Annotated in this window: 17 protein-coding genes; 8 read left to right on the top strand and 9 right to left on the bottom strand. The window is 65.1% G+C overall.

Annotated features, from left to right (window positions below):
- Window positions 1-7: 7 nt before the first annotated feature.
- Window positions 8-1,333 carry a TlpA family protein disulfide reductase gene (locus tag ACESL5_RS07210; RefSeq protein WP_372592104.1) on the bottom strand — a complete coding sequence of 442 codons (1,326 nt, stop codon included), beginning with the start codon at window positions 1,331-1,333 and terminating at the stop codon, window positions 8-10.
- A 118-nt stretch (window positions 1,334-1,451) separates the two neighbouring features.
- Between ACESL5_RS07210 and ACESL5_RS07205 the strand changes: the two genes are divergently transcribed.
- From ACESL5_RS07205 to ACESL5_RS07175, 7 genes are all read left to right on the top strand, one after another.
- Window positions 1,452-2,369: a phosphoribosylaminoimidazolesuccinocarboxamide synthase gene (locus tag ACESL5_RS07205; protein WP_372592103.1), complete on the top strand. Its 918-nt coding sequence runs from the start codon at window positions 1,452-1,454 to the stop codon at window positions 2,367-2,369.
- Between the two features lie 32 nt (window positions 2,370-2,401).
- On the top strand, window positions 2,402-3,082 hold the full coding sequence (gene bioD, locus ACESL5_RS07200; RefSeq protein ID WP_372592102.1) for a dethiobiotin synthase: 681 nt from the start codon (window positions 2,402-2,404) through the stop codon (window positions 3,080-3,082).
- A 458-nt stretch (window positions 3,083-3,540) separates the two neighbouring features.
- Window positions 3,541-3,909: a c-type cytochrome gene (locus ACESL5_RS07195; protein ID WP_372592101.1), complete on the top strand. Its 369-nt coding sequence runs from the start codon at window positions 3,541-3,543 to the stop codon at window positions 3,907-3,909.
- Complete coding sequence (locus ACESL5_RS07190; RefSeq protein WP_372592100.1) at window positions 3,906-5,267, top strand: FCSD flavin-binding domain-containing protein; 1,362 nt, start codon at window positions 3,906-3,908, stop codon at window positions 5,265-5,267. Before ACESL5_RS07195 ends, ACESL5_RS07190 begins: the two co-directional genes overlap by 4 nt.
- A gap of 70 nt (window positions 5,268-5,337) precedes the next feature.
- Window positions 5,338-6,750 carry a c-type cytochrome gene (locus tag ACESL5_RS07185; protein WP_372592099.1) on the top strand — a complete coding sequence of 471 codons (1,413 nt, stop codon included), beginning with the start codon at window positions 5,338-5,340 and terminating at the stop codon, window positions 6,748-6,750.
- Window positions 6,750-7,973 carry a hypothetical protein gene (locus ACESL5_RS07180; protein WP_372592098.1) on the top strand — a complete coding sequence of 408 codons (1,224 nt, stop codon included), beginning with the start codon at window positions 6,750-6,752 and terminating at the stop codon, window positions 7,971-7,973. The genes ACESL5_RS07185 and ACESL5_RS07180 overlap by 1 nt, the downstream gene beginning before the upstream one ends.
- A gap of 14 nt (window positions 7,974-7,987) precedes the next feature.
- Window positions 7,988-8,701 carry a c-type cytochrome gene (locus ACESL5_RS07175; RefSeq protein WP_372592097.1) on the top strand — a complete coding sequence of 238 codons (714 nt, stop codon included), beginning with the start codon at window positions 7,988-7,990 and terminating at the stop codon, window positions 8,699-8,701.
- Window positions 8,702-8,962: 261 nt separating this feature from the next.
- Here ACESL5_RS07175 and ACESL5_RS07170 read toward each other — a convergent pair whose 3' ends face one another.
- The 4 genes from ACESL5_RS07170 to ACESL5_RS07155 all read right to left on the bottom strand — a co-directional run bounded on the left by ACESL5_RS07170 (window position 8,963) and on the right by ACESL5_RS07155 (window position 13,647).
- Complete coding sequence (locus ACESL5_RS07170) at window positions 8,963-9,226, bottom strand: hypothetical protein (protein WP_372592096.1); 264 nt, start codon at window positions 9,224-9,226, stop codon at window positions 8,963-8,965.
- Window positions 9,227-9,439: 213 nt separating this feature from the next.
- The gene (locus tag ACESL5_RS07165; RefSeq protein ID WP_372592095.1) at window positions 9,440-11,275 is read right to left on the bottom strand and encodes a tetratricopeptide repeat protein; all 1,836 of its coding nucleotides are present in this window, start codon (window positions 11,273-11,275) and stop codon (window positions 9,440-9,442) included.
- A complete protein-coding gene (locus tag ACESL5_RS07160) occupies window positions 11,263-12,657 on the bottom strand; it encodes a glycosyltransferase (protein WP_372592094.1) in 1,395 nt (464 codons plus the stop codon). The genes ACESL5_RS07165 and ACESL5_RS07160 overlap by 13 nt, the downstream gene beginning before the upstream one ends.
- 9 nt (window positions 12,658-12,666) lie before the next feature.
- Window positions 12,667-13,647 carry an NAD-dependent epimerase/dehydratase family protein gene (locus tag ACESL5_RS07155; protein WP_372592093.1) on the bottom strand — a complete coding sequence of 327 codons (981 nt, stop codon included), beginning with the start codon at window positions 13,645-13,647 and terminating at the stop codon, window positions 12,667-12,669.
- A gap of 203 nt (window positions 13,648-13,850) precedes the next feature.
- On the opposite strand from ACESL5_RS07155, the gene ACESL5_RS07150 reads away from it, so the two are divergent.
- Entirely contained in the window at window positions 13,851-14,312 is a 462-nt protein-coding gene (locus ACESL5_RS07150; protein WP_372592092.1) for a hypothetical protein, read from the top strand.
- A gap of 103 nt (window positions 14,313-14,415) precedes the next feature.
- On the opposite strand, the gene ACESL5_RS07145 is transcribed toward ACESL5_RS07150, so the two are convergent.
- The 4 genes from ACESL5_RS07145 to ACESL5_RS07130 form a co-directional block, all read right to left on the bottom strand.
- Complete coding sequence (locus ACESL5_RS07145) at window positions 14,416-14,625, bottom strand: acetyltransferase (protein ID WP_372592091.1); 210 nt, start codon at window positions 14,623-14,625, stop codon at window positions 14,416-14,418.
- Between the two features lie 43 nt (window positions 14,626-14,668).
- The gene (locus tag ACESL5_RS07140) at window positions 14,669-15,154 is read right to left on the bottom strand and encodes a host attachment protein (RefSeq protein WP_372592090.1); all 486 of its coding nucleotides are present in this window, start codon (window positions 15,152-15,154) and stop codon (window positions 14,669-14,671) included.
- A gap of 174 nt (window positions 15,155-15,328) precedes the next feature.
- A complete protein-coding gene (locus ACESL5_RS07135; protein WP_372592089.1) occupies window positions 15,329-16,321 on the bottom strand; it encodes a sulfurtransferase in 993 nt (330 codons plus the stop codon).
- Between the two features lie 91 nt (window positions 16,322-16,412).
- On the bottom strand, window positions 16,413-17,122 hold a 710-nt coding region (locus tag ACESL5_RS07130), incomplete at its 5' end, for a DUF6969 family protein (RefSeq protein WP_372592088.1).

The raw sequence follows: 17,122 nt of genomic DNA, 5'->3' as shown, positions 1-17,122 counted from the left end.
CTCCAGCCTATTCCGGCTCGATCTCCAGCAGTTCCCGCACGATCGCGTCGACCTCCTCGGTATCCCAGATGATGCCGGCGTTCACCGAGTAGTGGATGCGTCCATCGGCCGCGACCAGGAAGGAGGTGGGGAAGGCGAAGGCGTCGTAGCGAGCCGCCACCTCGCCGTCCGGATCGACCGGCACCGGGAAGGAGACGTCGAAGTCCTGCATGAATTCGCGCAGGTGCTCGGGCGACTGCTTGAAGGCGATCGCGTAGATCTTCACCTTGTCGGGATAGCGGCTTGCCAGGCGCTCCATGGAGGGAATCTCCTCGACGCAGGCCGGACACCAGGTGGCCCAGAAGTTGACGATCTGCACGCCGTCGAAGTCGTCCTCGAGGCGCTGGGTGTTCCCCTCGAGGTCCGTCAACTCGAACCCCGGCGCCTGCTGCGGCTCGACCGGCTGAAGCCCCGTCTGGCGGTCGATAGGGGTGGTTCGCTCGGGGTCGAGCGGGCGCACTTCATCAGGATGGTGCGCGGCCGCTAGCAACGGAATCGACCGGAGGATATCGCCGGGCAGGTCTCTCACTGCCCGCGCCTCGTCGGGGTCGTCCATGACCTGCTCCAGCCGGTCGAGCGACTCGGTCTGCGCATCGTCCAGGTGCATGTGGTAGTAGTCGCGCACGCCGGGAACGACGCGAACGTAGACGTCGCTGCCCGCCTGGAGAAAGTGCTCGCGCAGGTCGAGCAGGCGGTGGCGATAGACCCCCTGCTCCGGTTGCAGCAGCATCACCGGCAGGTTGGTGGCATCGACGATCGAGAACAGCTCGGGCTCCTCGCCAGCCACCGGCGCCCCGCGGTAGAGGCTGGGAAAGATCAGCACGGCCCCGGCGAGTGGCGAGGTGTCGTGGGTACGCTGCTGCCACCAGCGCATGCCTCGCAGCAGGGGGATGGCCATCCGGTCGGCCCCGACCACCACGGTCGGGCGCTCCTCCTCGACGGCCCGGGCGATCAGCGAACCCACGGGTGCCCCGCCGACGTTGCGCACCGAGACATCCGACCGCGGCAGGAACAGCGACTCCATCACGTCGACCATCCAGACGGTCGCTCCCTGCCGGGCCAGTTCGTGCGCCACGCTTTCGGGACCGGGCGTCTCGCCGTACTGGTTGACGACCCACAAGACGAGCGGACCGTCCGAGCGACTCTCGGTGGACTCGATCACCCGCACGTCGAGCATGTCGCCGCTCTCGGCCACCGCCACGCTGAAATCTGCCGCTGCCCGCCCCGTCAGCGTCGACAGGACAAGCAACCCCACCAGCCAGCGGCATCCACCGAACAGCGCTCTCGTCCGCATCACTCTCTCCTGCTCGTTCTCAGGGCCCGGGCTTCGCCTCGGACCCCGCGCTCTCGTACAATAGTCGTTTGCCGCCCGAGGCGGGCCCAATTCTTAGTATGCTAACAGTTGAACCCTCATGACACACTCGTCCCTTGCCGTCTTCGAAACGCAGATCGACAACCTGGAACTGATCCATCGTGGCAAGGTGCGCGACCTGTATCGCATCGACGACGAGCGGATGCTGATCGTCACCACCGACCGCGTCTCGGCCTTCGACGTGATCCTGCCCACCCCCATCCCGGACAAGGGACGGGTGCTCACCGAGATATCACGCTTCTGGTTCGAGAAAAGCCGCGCACTGGTCCCCAACCACCTCTGTGACGACCAGGACCTGGCGGCGATCGTCCCCGACCCGGTCCGGCGCGCCCCGCTCGAGGGCCGCAGCGTGATCGTGCGCAATCTGCAGGCCCTGCCGATCGAGGCGGTGGTGCGCGGGTACCTGATCGGCTCGGGCTACAAGGACTACCAGGCAACCGGCGCCGTCTGCGGCATCGCCCTGCCCGAGGGCCTGCAACTGGCCGATCGCCTGCCCGAACCCATCTACACCCCGGCCACCAAGGCAGATGTCGGTGACCACGACGAGAACATCGACTTCGCCGAGACCGAGCGACTGATCGGCCCCGAAATGGCCGCGCAGGTGCGTGACACGGCCATGGCGCTCTACCGGATGGCGTCCGACTACGCCGCCGAACGCGGCATCATCATCGCCGACACCAAGTTCGAGTTCGGCCTGGACGGGAACGGTACGCTGCACCTGATCGACGAGGCGCTCACGCCGGACTCCTCCCGCTTCTGGCCGGCCGACCAGTACCGTCCGGGCATCAGCCCGCCCTCCTTCGACAAGCAGTTCATCCGCGACTGGCTGGAGACGCTCGACTGGGACAAGACGGCGCCCGGTCCGGCGATCCCTGACGAGATCGTCGAACAGACGCGCGAACGCTACCTGACCGCCTACCGCCGGCTGACCGGCCGGGAACTGCCCGACCCGGCATGAACGACAGGGGCTCTAGCGCGCGACGCGGCTGGGTGATCCTGGCCACCGACACCGGCGTCGGCAAGACCTTCGTCGGCACACGCCTGGCCCGGCTGTTGACACGCCGGGGCCTCGTCGTCCGGGCGCGCAAGCCGGCGGAAAGCGGCTGCGAGGAAGTGACGACCGAACAGGGTGTCAGCCGCCTCGCGGCCGATGCCGATCAGCTGCGCCAAGCTGCCGGTGGACACGAGCCACCGCAGGTCGTCTGCCCCTTGCGGTTTCTCGCCGCGCTGGCACCGCCCGAGGCCGCCCAACGGGAGGGGCGCTCGCTCTCCTTCACCGGCGACCTCCTCCCCGCCCTCGATCTCCGCCCGGGCGCAGCGGACGACTACTGGCTAATCGAGGGCGCCGGCGGACTCTACTCTCCCCTCGCCGACGACGCCCTCAATGTCGAACTGGCGCTTGCAACCGGCCTGCCGGTCATCCTCGTCTGCGAAGACCGGCTCGGCACCCTCAGCACCACCCTTGCCGCCATCGAGGCCCTCGACCGCCGGGGCATCCGCACCGATGCCGTGGTGCTCAACCGTCACGCCCCGCCCGATGCCGATGCGCCCGACAATCTGGCTGCCCTCCACCACTGGCTTCCCAAGATCGCGCCCGGCTTTTCCGGACGACTCCTGGCCATCGACATGGACAGCGCGGACACGCAGCTCGAGACCCTGCTGCCACGCTGACCTCCCTTCGCGTGCATCCGGCTGCGTGATCTGGCGCAGGCCGGGCGAAATCGCTCTTCTGCGGAACGATCCTTCATGCACTAATAGTTGTAGCTGACCCACGCCGGCATTCATCGACGAATGCGCCAGGCAGGCAAACGGCATCACGATGCCGCCACCCGAACATCCAGGAAGGCATATGCCGACATGTTAAATGGATTTGCCTGCATGTTGACTTTTTTTCAGGGCATATTCCGCGCCTTCTTGCTCCCCGTCCCATCCAAGCCTCACGGCAGGCCCCCCCCTCGAGGAGCGAATATTCCTGTCACGCCCTATTCATAAACATTTTTGATGGTGTATATTTGGCGTACGGTTAAGTAAAATGAATCTGCAATCAATCATGCCCGACTGTGATGAAGGAACGCCACCGCAGAGACGTCATGGAGCAGCGGGCGAGGAGCGAGGAAGAGGTACACATCATGATCAGACACCAGGTGATCGGATGGGCCGCGGCACTGGGAGGCAGCCTCTGGCTGGCAACCGCTCACGCCGAGACCAGCCGCGATGCCGACCCCCAGGCACTCATGGCCGCGCAGACCTGCGCCGGCTGCCACGGCACCGAGGGGTACATTCAGGACTCGGCCTATGTCCCGCTGGCGGGCATGCCGCGCGAACAGTTCATCGAAGCCATGGAATCGTTCGCCGACGGTTCGCGCCCGTCGACCCTCATGGGGCCACTGGCACGCGCCTTCACCGACGAGGAGATCCGGGCGATGGCCGACTACTTCTCGAGCCTGCCGAAAGAACGGGCCGAGTCGGACAAGCAAGACGGGGAGAATGATTCATGAGCACGATCAGTCGTCGCAACTTTCTCAAGTTCGCCGGCGCGGGCACGGCCGGTGCCGGGTTGCTCGGCACGCCCTTGGCGCGCGCGGCGAGCCAGGCCCGGGTCGTCATCGTCGGAGGCGGTGTCGGCGGGGCCACGACCGCCAAGTACATCAAGCTGTACGCGCCGGAAATCGATGTGACCATCGTCGAGCCGAAGCGGGAGTACCAGCGCCCCTACGGCTCGAGCGAGGTCATCACCGGTCAGGTCACGATGGACGACATCACGATTTCCTACGACGCGCTGAAGAACCGCCACGGCGTGAAGTTCGTCCACGACGCCGTCACCGAGATCGACTACGACAACAAGCGCGTGGTCACCGCCGGGGGCAAGCAGGTCGGTTACGACCGGCTGGTGATGTCGCCGGGCATCTCCTTCGACTTCGACGCGATCGAGGGCCTGACCGAGGAACTGGCCGAGAAGAAGCTTCCGCATGCCTGGGACGCCGGCGACCAGCTGCTTGAACTCAAGGCTCAGCTTGCAGCAGTCCCGGAGAACGGGACCGTCATCGTCGGACCGCCGCCGGGCCCCTATCGCTGCCCGCCCGGGCCCTACGAGCGCGCGGGCCTGATCGCCCAGTGGCTGCTGGACCGGGGGGACAGTTCGCCGCGCGTGATCATCCTCGATCCGAAGAACGGCTTCACCACCGACTACAGCATGCTCCATGCCTGGAACGAGCTCTACCGCTTCAATATCCCGGAGCCGGCGCGATCGAAGTACACGGAAGAGGAACTGGCCCAGCTCCAGACACACGACAACCCGGGTCCGATCGAGTGGATCATGGGCGAGATGGGCGGCCAGATCCTGAAGGTCGACGCCGAGAACATGACGGTCGAGGCCGAGGCCGGCGTCTTCGAAGCGGACATGATCAACATCATCCCGCCGCTGAAGGCCGCGCAGATCGCCATCGACCAGGACCTGACGGACGGATCCGGCTGGTGCCCGGTCGACCAGAAGACCTTCGAGTCGACCCGTCACCCGAACGTCCACGTGATCGGGGATTCCTGCATTGCCGGGGCCATGCCCAAGTCGGGGTACGCGGCCAACAGCCAGGCCAAGGTCCTTGCGATCCAGCTCAAGGCGCTGCTGGCGGGCAACGAACCGGTCGAGCCGATGTTCCAGAACACCTGCTACGCCCTGGCCGGCAATACCGACAGCGGCATGTTCGTCGCCGACGTGTTCCGGCTTAAGGACGGACGGATCGAGCGGGTCGACGAGCAGCGCTACCTGCCCTTCGAGGCCACAAAGGTGCAGAAAAAGCTGGCCGCGCTCTACCAGCACAACTGGATGACAGCCTTCACGGAAGACTGCTTCTCATGACCTTCAACCCCTTTCACGGCCGGCTCCCTTCGCGGACCGGCCTGATGCGTTCTGACAGGAGGATCCCGACATGGATCTGATCGGACTTTACCCGACCTGGTATGAGCCGGGCATCGGCAGTGGCTGGGTAATCGGGATTATCGCGACCATCCACGTGCTCTTCTCGCACACGGCGGTAGGCGCAGCCATCCTCTTCGGCGTGCTCGCTTGGATCGGTGCACGTGACAACCGTCCGGAACTGATCGACTTCATCCGCAAGTACGGTCTGTTCCTGCTGGTCTTCTCCTACATCCTCGGCTCCATCACCGGGCCGGGGATCTGGTACTCGACCACCGTGGGCAGCCCACGCGGCATCTCGGCACTGATCCACAACTTCGTGTGGAAATGGGCGACCGAGTGGGTGTTCTTCGTCATCGAGGTGATCGGCGTCTACATGCTCGTGTACCTGGCCGGCAAGCTCGAACGGCACACGTACATGAAGCTCGCCGCGATCTTCGCCGTCACCTCCTACGCCACCATGCTGGCCATCGTCGGCATCCTTTCGTTCATGATGATGCCGGGCCGCGAGGAGTGGTTCACCGAAGGCGGCTACCTGCTGGGCTTCTACGGTGACAACACCTTCGCACAGCTGATGATCCGCACGGCGTTCATGTTCACCATCACCGCCGCGGTCGGGGGCATCGTCGCCGCGGGGCTGAAGGACGAGGCCTTCAAGAAATGGCTGCTGCGTCGCCTGGCGATCGTCGGCGGGCTGTCCGCGATCATCGGCATCTCGCTGTACCCGTGGTACATGAGCACGCTGCCGGAGATCGCGCACCTGGTGGCCGAGAACCGCATGCCGGATTACTTCACCCCGTCGATCCTGATCGTGCTGGGCGCCATGCTCGCCTACTTCGCCGCGACACTCATCCGGCCGAAGATCGTCACGGCAACCGTCGCCGGCATCGCCACCGTGGCGATCCTGGTGCTCGGTCTGTGGCCCGGCGAGACCATTCGCGAGTCGGTGCGCAAGCCGTACATCGCCGGCCAGTACATCTACTCCAACCAGGTCATCGGTCACGACGTGCCGGGGATGGGCGTGAAGTCCGAAATGCCGACGCTGGAGAAGGTCGGGTTCAAGCACGCCCACATCTTCTGGCCGGAAGAGCAGCGGGAGATCCGCCGTGACAACGCCGCCGAGGTGGGGCGCACGCTGGCGATCACCGCCTGCAGCAACTGCCACTCGCTCTCCGACACCGGCATTCGTCCGCTGAAGAACTACTTCCCGGAGAAGGCCGACATCGAAGGGATCAAGACCTATCTGGTGGGCGCGCTCTCCACGGGCAACACGATGTACATGCCGCGCATCCCGCTGAAGGATGACGAGGCCGAGGCACTGGCCGTGTTCATCGCCAGCCTGACCGATCCCGAGGCCGTCGCCCGCTACGAGGCCGGTGACAAGACGGCGCTCCTCGAAACCCGTTCCGAAGAGGAGGACAAGTAATGGATACCGCCATGCTCTACGCCCTGCGTGACCCGCTGGGCATCCCGGCCCACCCGGTGATCTTCCTGATCCTGGGCGTGGCCACCTGGGCGCTGCACATCGCCGCCGTGCACGTCCTGCTCGGGTCGTCGTTCCTGGCCATCCGCGGGGCCTTCTCCGGGGATGACCACTGGCGACGGCTGGCCTCCGCCATGGTCAACACGGCCAAGGTCGCCATCTCGGTCGCCATCGTGGTCGGGGTCGCACCGCTGCTGTTCGTCCAGGTCATCTACGACCCGTTCTGGTACACCTCGAACGTGCTCTCCGCCTGGTGGGTCATCGGGTTCATCTTCATCCTGATCGTGGCGACCCTCGCCCTGTTCATCTTCTACGCGATGAACTACGAGCTTCGGACGAAGAAGACCCGCTGCCCGGGGTCGATGATCGTGGCGATCCTGCTGTTCCTGGTGGTCGGCTTCATCATGCACGCCCTGTCCGTACAGATGCTCGAGCCGGACAAGTGGCTGGAATGGTACGCACCCAACGGCGTCATCGATGCCTCGGGCCGCTCCATCCACGCCTATAACCCGTGGCGCTTCGCCTTCTTCATCGCGCTGTCGCTGCCGGTCATCGGCATCTGGCTGTTCGGCTACCGCCGCTACCTCCAGGGCGCCGGTGAGGAAGACCAGGACTACCTCGACTTCATCAAGCGGCTGGGAACCCGCCTGGGTGCCATCGGCACGGCCATCTCGCTGGTCCTGCTGGTCATCTGGATGCGTGGTCTGCCGGGGGACATCAGCGACTTTGCCACCGGCCCCTGGCCGATCGCCGCCGCCGTTGCGCTGATCATCGCCGCCGCCTACCCGCTGGTGCTCGGCCGGCGTCTCGACCAGGGTCTGTGGGGCTACACCCCGATCCTCGTCGCCACCGTGGCCATGATCGTCGTCGCCGCCATGCGCGAGGCAATCCGCTGGGTCACCCTGTTCGGCGTCCACGGCTACAACCCGCTCGACTACAAGATCGTGATGGACTGGTACTCCACTGGCCTGTTCTTCATCACCTTCGGGGTGCTGGGCGGCAGCGTCGTGGCCTACCTGCTGACCGTCGCATGGCAGGCCGGCCAGACGCAGGGCACCTATACGCCCTCGCGTGCCGTCAACCGCATGGGAACCGTGAGCATCGTGCTGCTGGTGCTCTGGGTAGCCCAGTACTTCGGCTTCGGCCTGTGGACCGCATACGCGTAAGGAGGAACATCCAGATGAAACCGAAACAGACACGTCGAGTCGTCGGTCCGCTGCTCGCCGCCGGGGCCGCGATCGGCCTGGCGCTGCCCGGGGTCTCCCTGGCAGCCACGGCGGAGAAGGGCGACGTCGTCCAGTGGACACCGGGCGAATGGCACACAACGATGGCGGCCATGCCCCAAGGGGACCCCTCCCGGGGCGAGGAACTTCACGACGATGCCTTCTGCGCCTCCTGTCACGGTGAACACGGTGAATCGGTGACCGGCAACTGGCCCCGGCTGGCCGGCCAGCGGGCCGAGTACACCTACAAGCAGATGCTCGACTACGCCGATCATCGGCGCCGCGAAGACAATCGTGCCCACCTCATGAGCGTGGTGAGCGAGGACCTGAGCGAACAGGACATGGCCGACCTGGCCGCGTTCTACGAGCAGCAGGGGCTGCCCGACAGGGCCAAGCCGGAGAAATCGCATCCGGCCCACGACCTGGTGAGCGTCGGTGACCCCAGCCGCTTGATCACGCCTTGCGCCGCCTGCCACGGCAGTAACGGCTCCGGCGGCATCAACGAGTCACCGTCCCTGCGGGGCCAGCCGGTCGACTACTTCGTGCGCACGATGGAACTGTTCAAGGACGGTCATCGTCACAACGACGTAGCCAAGGGCATGTCGCAGTTCGCCGACCCGCTCACCGACGAGGAGATTGCCGCCCTGGCGGACTACTACTCGGTGGATTGACCGGTCACGCCGGACGGCGTCATCGCAGACATGGCAAGGCCGCGCTCGAGCGCGGCCTTTTTCGTGTCCGTTTCGCCGTCCCCAGGCTGGGACATCCCCTGCCCTCGGCGGGTGCCCGGCTGTCGACTGGTCGAGAGACTGGTGCCGCACACCACTAACGAGGAAGGCCACGTTCTCGCGCGGCCTGACAATCATCGAACCGTGCCTCCCGTCGCTACGGTGATCAGCGCACCACCAGTAGCGGCACGTCGACCTTCATGATCATCTTGGTGGTGAGATACCGCCCGGCACCAGCTTACGGATCGGGTTGCGGCCGTGGCCGTAGGCGCCCAGAGCGAGGAGATCGATGTACTGTTCCTCGAGATAGATCGAAATCACCTCGATAACTTGCCGGCGGCAGTCGACCACCACCTTGTCGCGCGCATGCACTGCGGTGATATCCCAGGAATGCGCCCCGGACAGGTCGATCGACTCCTTGTCCACGTCTTCCCTGAAATCAAACGACTCGAGGAACCTGTCGGTCAAGGCGAGGGAAGTCGCCAGGGGCGACACCGCGGTGGGCACTAGAAGGCCGACGGCAAAGGCTCGGACCGTTGCCTCTGGTCTTCGATGTCGGGAGACCGCTCGGGCGAAAGGCGGGAAAGCCTCGCCTGCCGGTGCCTTGCAGGCGACGCGACCCTGCGGACCGGACGCACCTTTGTCAGATCAGCTCGCGGGCCTGACCGGATAGCCCACCCGTCAGAAGCGGCGCACAAGCTCCCAGTTGATGGCGTAGGCATCGTAACGTCCCGAAACCTGCGACCGATCGCTGTAGGAAGCGCCCAGGCGGCTGTACCAGTCGCGGTAGATGCCGTTGATCAGCTCCACGGAGACGTCCGTGCCGAACTCGTAGCCCGAAATGGTCTCGTCGGTATGCCAGCCGGGACTGACCGACAGACTCAATCCGTCATCATCCGAGAACTTCCAGTAGCCGACGGCAGTGAACGCGAAACGACGGTAGTTCTCCGGGTCGTAGTAACCGTTGTCCAGCGTTTCGTCGAAGCGCTGCCAGTGCGCCGAGACACCCAGGTCGAGATTGAGATGCTGGGAGCGCAACATGGCCCGGTAGGGATTCAGGTAGAGCTCGTCGCGACGATTTCCGTCGCTAAGGCGGCCGTGGGCCACCTCGGCGTTGAGGAAGTGACGCAGGGTGGGCTGCCAGTGGATGCGTGCGCGATGATCCCGCAACGCGATACCGAGTGAAGCGGACTTCGGCGAGATGTCCCAGATGCTTCGGGTCGCCGACAGATCCACCCAGAGATTGTCGAGCGGTCGAAGGTCGGCATAGAGACCGTACAGTCCGCGATCACCGCCACCCCCGGAAATGCTGGCTGCACCGACATGGCCACCGACCTCCACTGCCGGGCTGATGCGATGGCGAGCCCCGACGATTCCCTGCTCGATGTCCACGCTGGTATCGCCCTCGACACCGACATAGGGGCTGCCCGACTCGGCCCTGATATCGCGATGTTCCAGCCGACCGTAGAGATAGGTCTCCGGGGTCAGTGACCAGCGCCCCTTGACCGCGAATCGCCTCATGCTGATGTCGTCGGCGTCATCACGCCACCCGGCCTCGATCCCGACATTCGAGCGCAGGAACGCATGCGTGCTGCGCACCGCGTCACGGGTGTCCTTGGAATCCGGACGCAACCGCTCGAGCGGCTCCAGGGCCTCGATCGCCTCACTGTGACGCTTCTCCCCGCGCAGGATCAGCATGCGGGTGTAGAGGTGCTCGTAGTTGTCCGGGTCGGAGGCCAGCAGCTCGTCGTTCAGCGGACGTGCGGTCGTCGGACGATGGGCCCAGGCAAGCAGACGGGCCATTCGGGCCGCCCAACCGGCATCCTCGCCATGGACGTCGGCATAACGCCGCAGCACCTCGTGCCCCCGTGCATAGTCGCCCCGCCAGGTCTCGATCGTCGCGTAGTCGAGCAGGGCCTCCGGATCCTCCGGATGGCGCTCCAAATAGTCCTGATACAGGCGCACCGATTCGTCCAGTTCGCCAGCCCCGCCCAAGGCCCGCGCATAGGCCTTGAGGTCCTCGTCGGCGCCGGTGATCCCATGAATGGCGCCCCGGTGCTCCACCACGGCGTCGACATCTCCCGCCCAGTTGGCCTGCTTGGAGCAGGTGCGCAGGATGGACAGGTTCCCGGGCTCCAGCTCAGCGGCCGCCTCGCACTGGGCCAGGGCCCGGACCGGGCGATCGGCCTGGGCCCAGGCAGCCGAGGCCTGCAGGCGGAGATCGACATCCTCCGGCTCCTCTGCGGCCGCCCGGTCCAGCGCCTCTGCGGCGGCCACGGGCTGGCCGTCACGCGCCAGCACGTCGGACAACCTCCGGTGGAGATCCACGCGTGAGGGGTCGGCCTGCAATGCCTCGCGGTAGATGGCGGCCGCCGTCGACCAGTCCTCGTTCATCTCCGCCTCTATGGCGGCCGGCGGCACGGACTGGGCGTAGGCCGGGGTCACGACCATCATGGTCGCGCAGAGGGCCAGGGCGGCCCCGGCCCCTCTTGCCGCGTTAAAGGTTACTTGCGCCATTTCCGATTCCCCGTAATCCAGAGGTCCGTTGAAAACCGTCCAATGGTGACCAGGTCGAACAGCAGGCTCGCATAGCGCACCGGTGTCATCGCGATCCCCTGGAAGAACGCCTTGACGCGACGCCCCTTGGAGATGCCCGTCAGAATGCTCACGGACACGGTGGTCTCGGCGATCAGGGTGACCACCAAAGGCTCCCACAACCGCAGGATGATCATGATCAGCAAAGCGGTGGGAAAGAAGATCTTCTCTGCCGCGGCCATGAACGGCACCCAGCCGGCCGGGCGCCCGAGTTCGCGGGTGTGCGTCTCGCCGAAGGGCTGTCGATAGGCCTCCCTGATCTTGCGACGCTGGACTTGCTCCTTGATCGCCGGGTCGTGCTTCTCGCGATGTCGGTGCCTGGCCCGTCGCAGCGCCTTGAAGGGGCTCCTCATGAGGTTGTCGAAGTAGTAGCAACTCTGCAGGAACGACGATGACCACAGGTAGATCTGGCGGTGGAGCTTGCGCATCTCCGGCTCGAGGGAGTGGGCGCTGACATCTTGTAGCTGCACGTTCCGGTATCCCTCGTTCATCAGGGCGAACCCGATGAAGATATCCTCGGAATTGGTCAGGTCATCACCGAGTACCGGCTCGTACTTGTCGAAAAGATCCTTGATGTACTTGCGACGATAGGCCACCGCACAACCGACCGGGTTGGTGATGGTGCCGAAGAACGACATCTGTCCCACATAGACGAATCGCTGCAGGAAGGTGTAAAGCTGCAGACGGTACAACGCCGTGAGGTTGCGGTTGAGGCGATACCACCAACCACCCTGCGGCTGGTGCAAGTCGATGTCGTCGTGCGATTCCAGGAATCGGCGGATCTCCGTGTCCTGGATGCGGCGACGCCGGTCCTTCTCGCGGGTGGGAAGGATCACGCCGCAGGCACTGGCGATCCCGGCCCCCTTGTAGAGCTCCTCGACCGTCCGCGCGATGTAGTTGTCAGCATCGAGGAAAGTGTCGGCATCGAGGATGAACTCGACATCGGCATCGTATTCACGCGACTGGCGCTTGATGGTCGGGGTCTTGCCGATCGAATGCGCTCGGTTGATCACCGTGAGCGGCATGTCGTACTGATCGGCAAACGCACGCGCGTATTCCACGGTGCGGTCGTTGCTGCCGTCGTCGACCAGGATCACGTTGCGAGGCTGCATCGTCTGCCGGCGCACGGACTCGAGTGCCAGCACGATGTTCGCCTGCTCATTGAGCGAGGGGATCACCACGTCGACCACGGCATCGTGCCAGTCTTTCGGTGGTGTGGGATCGGTCTTGTCGGGGCCTCGGAGCAGCCCGATGATGCTCAGTACCGCACTGGGACTCAGTACGAAATAGGGGGTGGTTGCCATTCTCCCTCCTCAGGAGGCTCCATGCGTTCGCCGCGCCCGGGCGATCAGGTCGTCCAGGGTGGCATCCAGTGTCCATTTCGGTCGAAATTCGGTCAGCGAGTGCAGCCGCGTGAGATCCGGGCAGCGATGAGGGATGTCGACGTATTCCTGACCATAGGCGATCTCGTAGGGCACATACTCGACCTCCGAGTCCGATCCCGTCCGTTCGATCACCCGATGGGCGAGCGACTCGATGCTGGTTTCCCCCTCCCGGCCGACGTTCACGATCAATCCCCTGGCATTGGCCTTGGCCGCCACCTCGTCGAGCATGACCACCGTGTCGCGCACGTCGGTGAAGGCACGGCTCTGTTTGCCGTCACCGAAGACGGTCAGAACATCCCCGGCCAGGGACTGACGCACGAAACGGGGCACCACCATGCCGTAGCGCCCTGTCTGCCTGGGGCCCACCGTGTTGAACAGGCGCACCACCGTGACGGGGATGTCATGCACGCGGGCATAGGACAGCGCGAAGGCCTCGTCGGCCAGCTTGCTGATCGCGTAGTTCCAGCGCGGCGGTGCCTCGGGCTGGATGATGAGGTCCATGTCCTCGCGCAGGCGCTCGTCGGTGCGTGGCCCGTAGACCTCCGAGCTCGAGGCGATCAGCACCTCGGGCTTCCAGCCGCAGCGGTGGACGGCGCGCAGCAGGCGCTCGCAACCGGCGATGTTGGTGGCCATCACGTCGATTGGCCTCTCCAGCACCCGGAACACGCCTACCACGGCGGCCATGTGATAGATCCGGTCGGCCCAGCTGACCACCTCGTTGAGATCCGGCCAGGTGACGATGTCGTCCTCCGTGAAACGGAATTCCGGATGGGTGAGGTGTTGCGAGATGTTGTCGAGCGAACCGGTGCTCAGGTTGTCGACCACATGCACCCGGTCGCCCTTGCGCAGATGATGGTCCACGAGGTGTGATCCGATGAACCCCGCTCCTCCCGTGATCAGAACATGCACGATGCGTAACTCCTCGTCCGGCCGCCCCGGTCGTCGGGGCTTTGTGCGGCAGACCCTGCCACTCTGGCAGAGAGTGTAGACAAGCGCGACACCCTCTGCGCAAACCCGGGACTCCCTGGCCGCCGAAGTGCTATGGTCGTGCCAGAGCCTCCCGGCCAGAGACTTTCGCAAATGACCCTTTCCAACTCGAGGAGTCGATAACCATGCCGGAACCGAACGTTGATCGCCGCGCCCTGACCCTCTGGATGACTGTCAGCCTCATCGTGGCGGTCCTGCTACTGTGGCTGGGAATCGACATCCATCCCTCCGGCACCGCCGGAGCTCGCACCCTGCCCGCCTCTCCCGTGACCGGCGCCATGGGCTTTACCTTCCTGCTCGCCTGGGCGGCGTTCGCTTATGCCGCCGCCATCACGACCCCCAGACCTGGCAGCGAGACCGGCATGCTGGTGCTGATCCTCGCCCTGCCCTTGGCCGTCGTCCTGCTGCTCGGCGCGGGCCTCTCCCCGCTCGCCCTGCTAGTGGCCGTGGTCTGGCTGGGAGCGCTGGTCTGGACTGCCTGGAAGATGGCGCGCCGTCAGGCACTGGCCGGCATCATGATGCTCCCGCTGATAGGCGCGGCGATCGCGAGCCTGCTGCTGTCGCTCACGCTCTGGGCCATTCCCTGACGCGCCCCGACCGACGGACGTCGCCACCCAGAACCGGCCGGCTTCAACCAACGAAAAGGGCCGTCACCTCGGGGACGGCCCTTGATCGCGCGACGGCAGAAGCTCAGTCTTCCCGCCAGTGCAGGTCCAGCCAGCAGAGCGGCAGAGGCTCACCGGAAGGAAACTCCAGGTCCGCCTTCTCGAAGTCTTCCTCGTCCTGCATTTCCTCGCCGGCATGCTGGCGACCCACCACGGTCGGCTGCGCCGGGTCGGCCAGCGACTCGGCGTCCAGGATCTCGATCATGTCATCGTTGTCTTTGCGTTTCAGGAACATCCTGATCTCCCTGTTGACGTTGGCTTGACTGGGAAACGCGGCTTCAGAGCCGTTGCGGCAGCGAGGACCGGATCTCCCGCGGCGTCTGCATGGACACGTCCCGCGCCTTTTCCGCCACCACGATCTCCCTGAGCCCCTTGTCCATCTCGTCGCGCAGAACACCCAGGAAGTCGGGGGCGGACAGCAGATAGAAACGATCCAGCTTGCGCTCGTCGCGCAGGCTGCCGAGTCGCTTCACGATCTCGCGGGCAAACCGCCGCGCCTCGATATCCCGGACGCTGTTCGGGGGCTCGTAGGCATGCATCGCGTCGCCCTTGCGATCCGTCGTGGCGCCGGGGCGATCGGTCTCCAGATCCTGGTCCGACAGCCTCGCGGCCGAGTTCGAGAGCGTCTCCATCTCCTCGAGCTCGCCTCTCGGGGCGGGCTGGCTGGAAGGAAACGCCTGGCTCCCGAGATAGGCATCGGGATTGTCTCGGGCGATCAAGAACCGAGCTCGGGCCGCATCGGCTACCAGTACCCAGGTATTCATCGGTCGAACCTCCTTGGCTGACTCTCTTGGACCTGCCTTGAGTGTATACGCTGACCGGCCCGCTTGCCGGGCGCAAATCTCCCGGCGGCACATTCCACCGGACATGAAAAACCCCGCCACGCGGGCGGGGTCTGCATTCGTCCGATTGGGCCGCGTCGCTCGGCCCGGTCGGGATCAGTACACCTTGGCGGGATTGACCGACTTGGCCCCTTCACCGGCGTACATGCCGTACTCCTTCATCGAGCCGTCGTACAGCTTGACGCTGTCGTTGCCGACGATCTCGCTGGCGACAAACCACAGGCCGGCGGCGAGGTTGCCCGAGTTGCAGTAGGTGATCATCGGCGCGTCAGCGTCGATGCCCTTGAACTCCATGATCGACTCGTAGCTGGAGGCCGGCAGGAAGTTGGCGGCGGCGCCATCGGCACGCACGAGCAGTTCCGGCGGAACGTTGCTGGCGCCCGGCAGGTGGCCCGGCACTTCCTTGGACTTGCTGAACACGCCCATGTACTGGTTATGCGGACGGGCATCGACCAGCTGGACGTCGCCCTGGTTGTCGGCGGCCTCGCGTACCTCGGCGTAGGTGGCCATGATCTCCTCGCGCTCGTCGGTAGCGGACCAGTCGCCTTCCACCGACTTGGGCTTGCCTGTCTCGGCATCGAAGCCCGAGGCCAGCCAGTTGGCCAGACCGCCGTCGAGCAGCGCCATATTGTCGTGGCCGTAGTACTTCATCTGCCAGTACAGGCGGGCCGCCTTGGTGAAGTCCGAGTCGGTCAGGCCGGCCGGCACGATGACCACGGCATCACCCTCATCGACGCCGAGCGCACGGACGAACTTCTCGAAGTCGTCCTTGGTCGGCAGCATCTTGCCGACCTTCTTGCCGTCCATGTCGCGATCGACGCGGACAGCACCCCAGTCGACGAACTGGGCACCGGGCACATGACCGGCCACCACGGAGACGACCTTCTTGCCCTCGACCGTCTCGTACTTCGGCGCCATCTTGAAGGCCCGTTCGCCGCCGGCGATCTGCAGGACAGTGACCTCGTCGAGGTTGTCATTCAGCCACTTGGGGTCAACGACCGATCCGGGCACGTCCAGTGCCCAGGCTCCCTGAGCGACGACCAGCGCGGCCGCCCCGGCGGGAACGACAAGAAACCGTTTCAGATTCATATGACTCAACTCCTTCTTCGTACATCAAGATCGGCGTCAAACTGGCGCCTGAAAAGCCCACCCACTCGGGTGAGTAAAAAACACCGTTCCGTCAGGGCTGACCGAGCTCCGCGGCGTATCCCGTCCACGCGGCAATCACCTCCTGCATGTCCAGTTCGCTCTCGCTCAGCACGTGACGCGACCGGTCGTCGACCACGGTCGAACTCGGCCATCCACCCTCCGATCCGGTCAACACCTCGTCACGGGCGCGCAGCAGGGACTCGACCTGCGGCATCACCAGGGCGACCAGCGCGGTCAGCCATCGACCGACCAGCCAAGAAGGCCGGGCCCGGTTGATCTCGAAGCCCTCGGGCAGACGGTCCAACAGTTCGGCCGCCGGGGCGAGCCGCTCTCCCGTTACCCATTCATTGGTGGTGAACAGCCGCTGCGGCAGGCCCTCCGGACTCATGGAAATCGCGACCACATGGGAGAACCCGGCCTCGTTCTCCGAAGGGAGGAACAGGTGAAAGTGCCCATGCTCCTGACGGGACCACTCGCTGGGATCATGCGCGTGGTAGTAGAACCGCGCCCCACTGCGAGGATCGTGCGCGTCGTCGGCCGGAAAGTGCTCCCAGTAACCGAAGCCGGTTTCCTGGTGATCCCGGAACAGTTCGGTCAAGACGTTCTGACCGTCATTGGCCAGCGCCTCATGGATGGCGATCCACTCGTCCAGCGCCGCCAGCCCCGCATCCACCCAGCCGTCGGGCATATCGCCCGCGATGATCCGGTCGAGCATGGTTCCCCTGACGATCATGCGGCCCC

Source organism: Guyparkeria sp., assembly GCF_041687595.1.
Classification (GTDB): domain Bacteria; phylum Pseudomonadota; class Gammaproteobacteria; order Halothiobacillales; family Halothiobacillaceae; genus Guyparkeria.
Note: the sequence above shows the minus strand (reverse complement) of the source record. Positions and strands in the feature narration are given on the sequence as shown.

Coding starts and splice junctions, on each gene's coding strand:
- ACESL5_RS07210 (WP_372592104.1), bottom strand. CDS start 1,333: ATGCGGACGAGAGCGCTGTTCGGTGGATGCCGCTGGCTGGTGGGGTTG.
- ACESL5_RS07205 (WP_372592103.1), top strand. CDS start 1,452: ATGACACACTCGTCCCTTGCCGTCTTCGAAACGCAGATCGACAACCTG.
- ACESL5_RS07195 (WP_372592101.1), top strand. CDS start 3,541: ATGATCAGACACCAGGTGATCGGATGGGCCGCGGCACTGGGAGGCAGC.
- ACESL5_RS07190 (WP_372592100.1), top strand. CDS start 3,906: ATGAGCACGATCAGTCGTCGCAACTTTCTCAAGTTCGCCGGCGCGGGC.
- ACESL5_RS07185 (WP_372592099.1), top strand. CDS start 5,338: ATGGATCTGATCGGACTTTACCCGACCTGGTATGAGCCGGGCATCGGC.
- ACESL5_RS07180 (WP_372592098.1), top strand. CDS start 6,750: ATGGATACCGCCATGCTCTACGCCCTGCGTGACCCGCTGGGCATCCCG.
- ACESL5_RS07175 (WP_372592097.1), top strand. CDS start 7,988: ATGAAACCGAAACAGACACGTCGAGTCGTCGGTCCGCTGCTCGCCGCC.
- ACESL5_RS07165 (WP_372592095.1), bottom strand. CDS start 11,275: ATGGCGCAAGTAACCTTTAACGCGGCAAGAGGGGCCGGGGCCGCCCTG.
- ACESL5_RS07160 (WP_372592094.1), bottom strand. CDS start 12,657: ATGGCAACCACCCCCTATTTCGTACTGAGTCCCAGTGCGGTACTGAGC.
- ACESL5_RS07150 (WP_372592092.1), top strand. CDS start 13,851: ATGCCGGAACCGAACGTTGATCGCCGCGCCCTGACCCTCTGGATGACT.
- ACESL5_RS07145 (WP_372592091.1), bottom strand. CDS start 14,625: ATGTTCCTGAAACGCAAAGACAACGATGACATGATCGAGATCCTGGAC.
- ACESL5_RS07140 (WP_372592090.1), bottom strand. CDS start 15,154: ATGAATACCTGGGTACTGGTAGCCGATGCGGCCCGAGCTCGGTTCTTG.
- ACESL5_RS07135 (WP_372592089.1), bottom strand. CDS start 16,321: ATGAATCTGAAACGGTTTCTTGTCGTTCCCGCCGGGGCGGCCGCGCTG.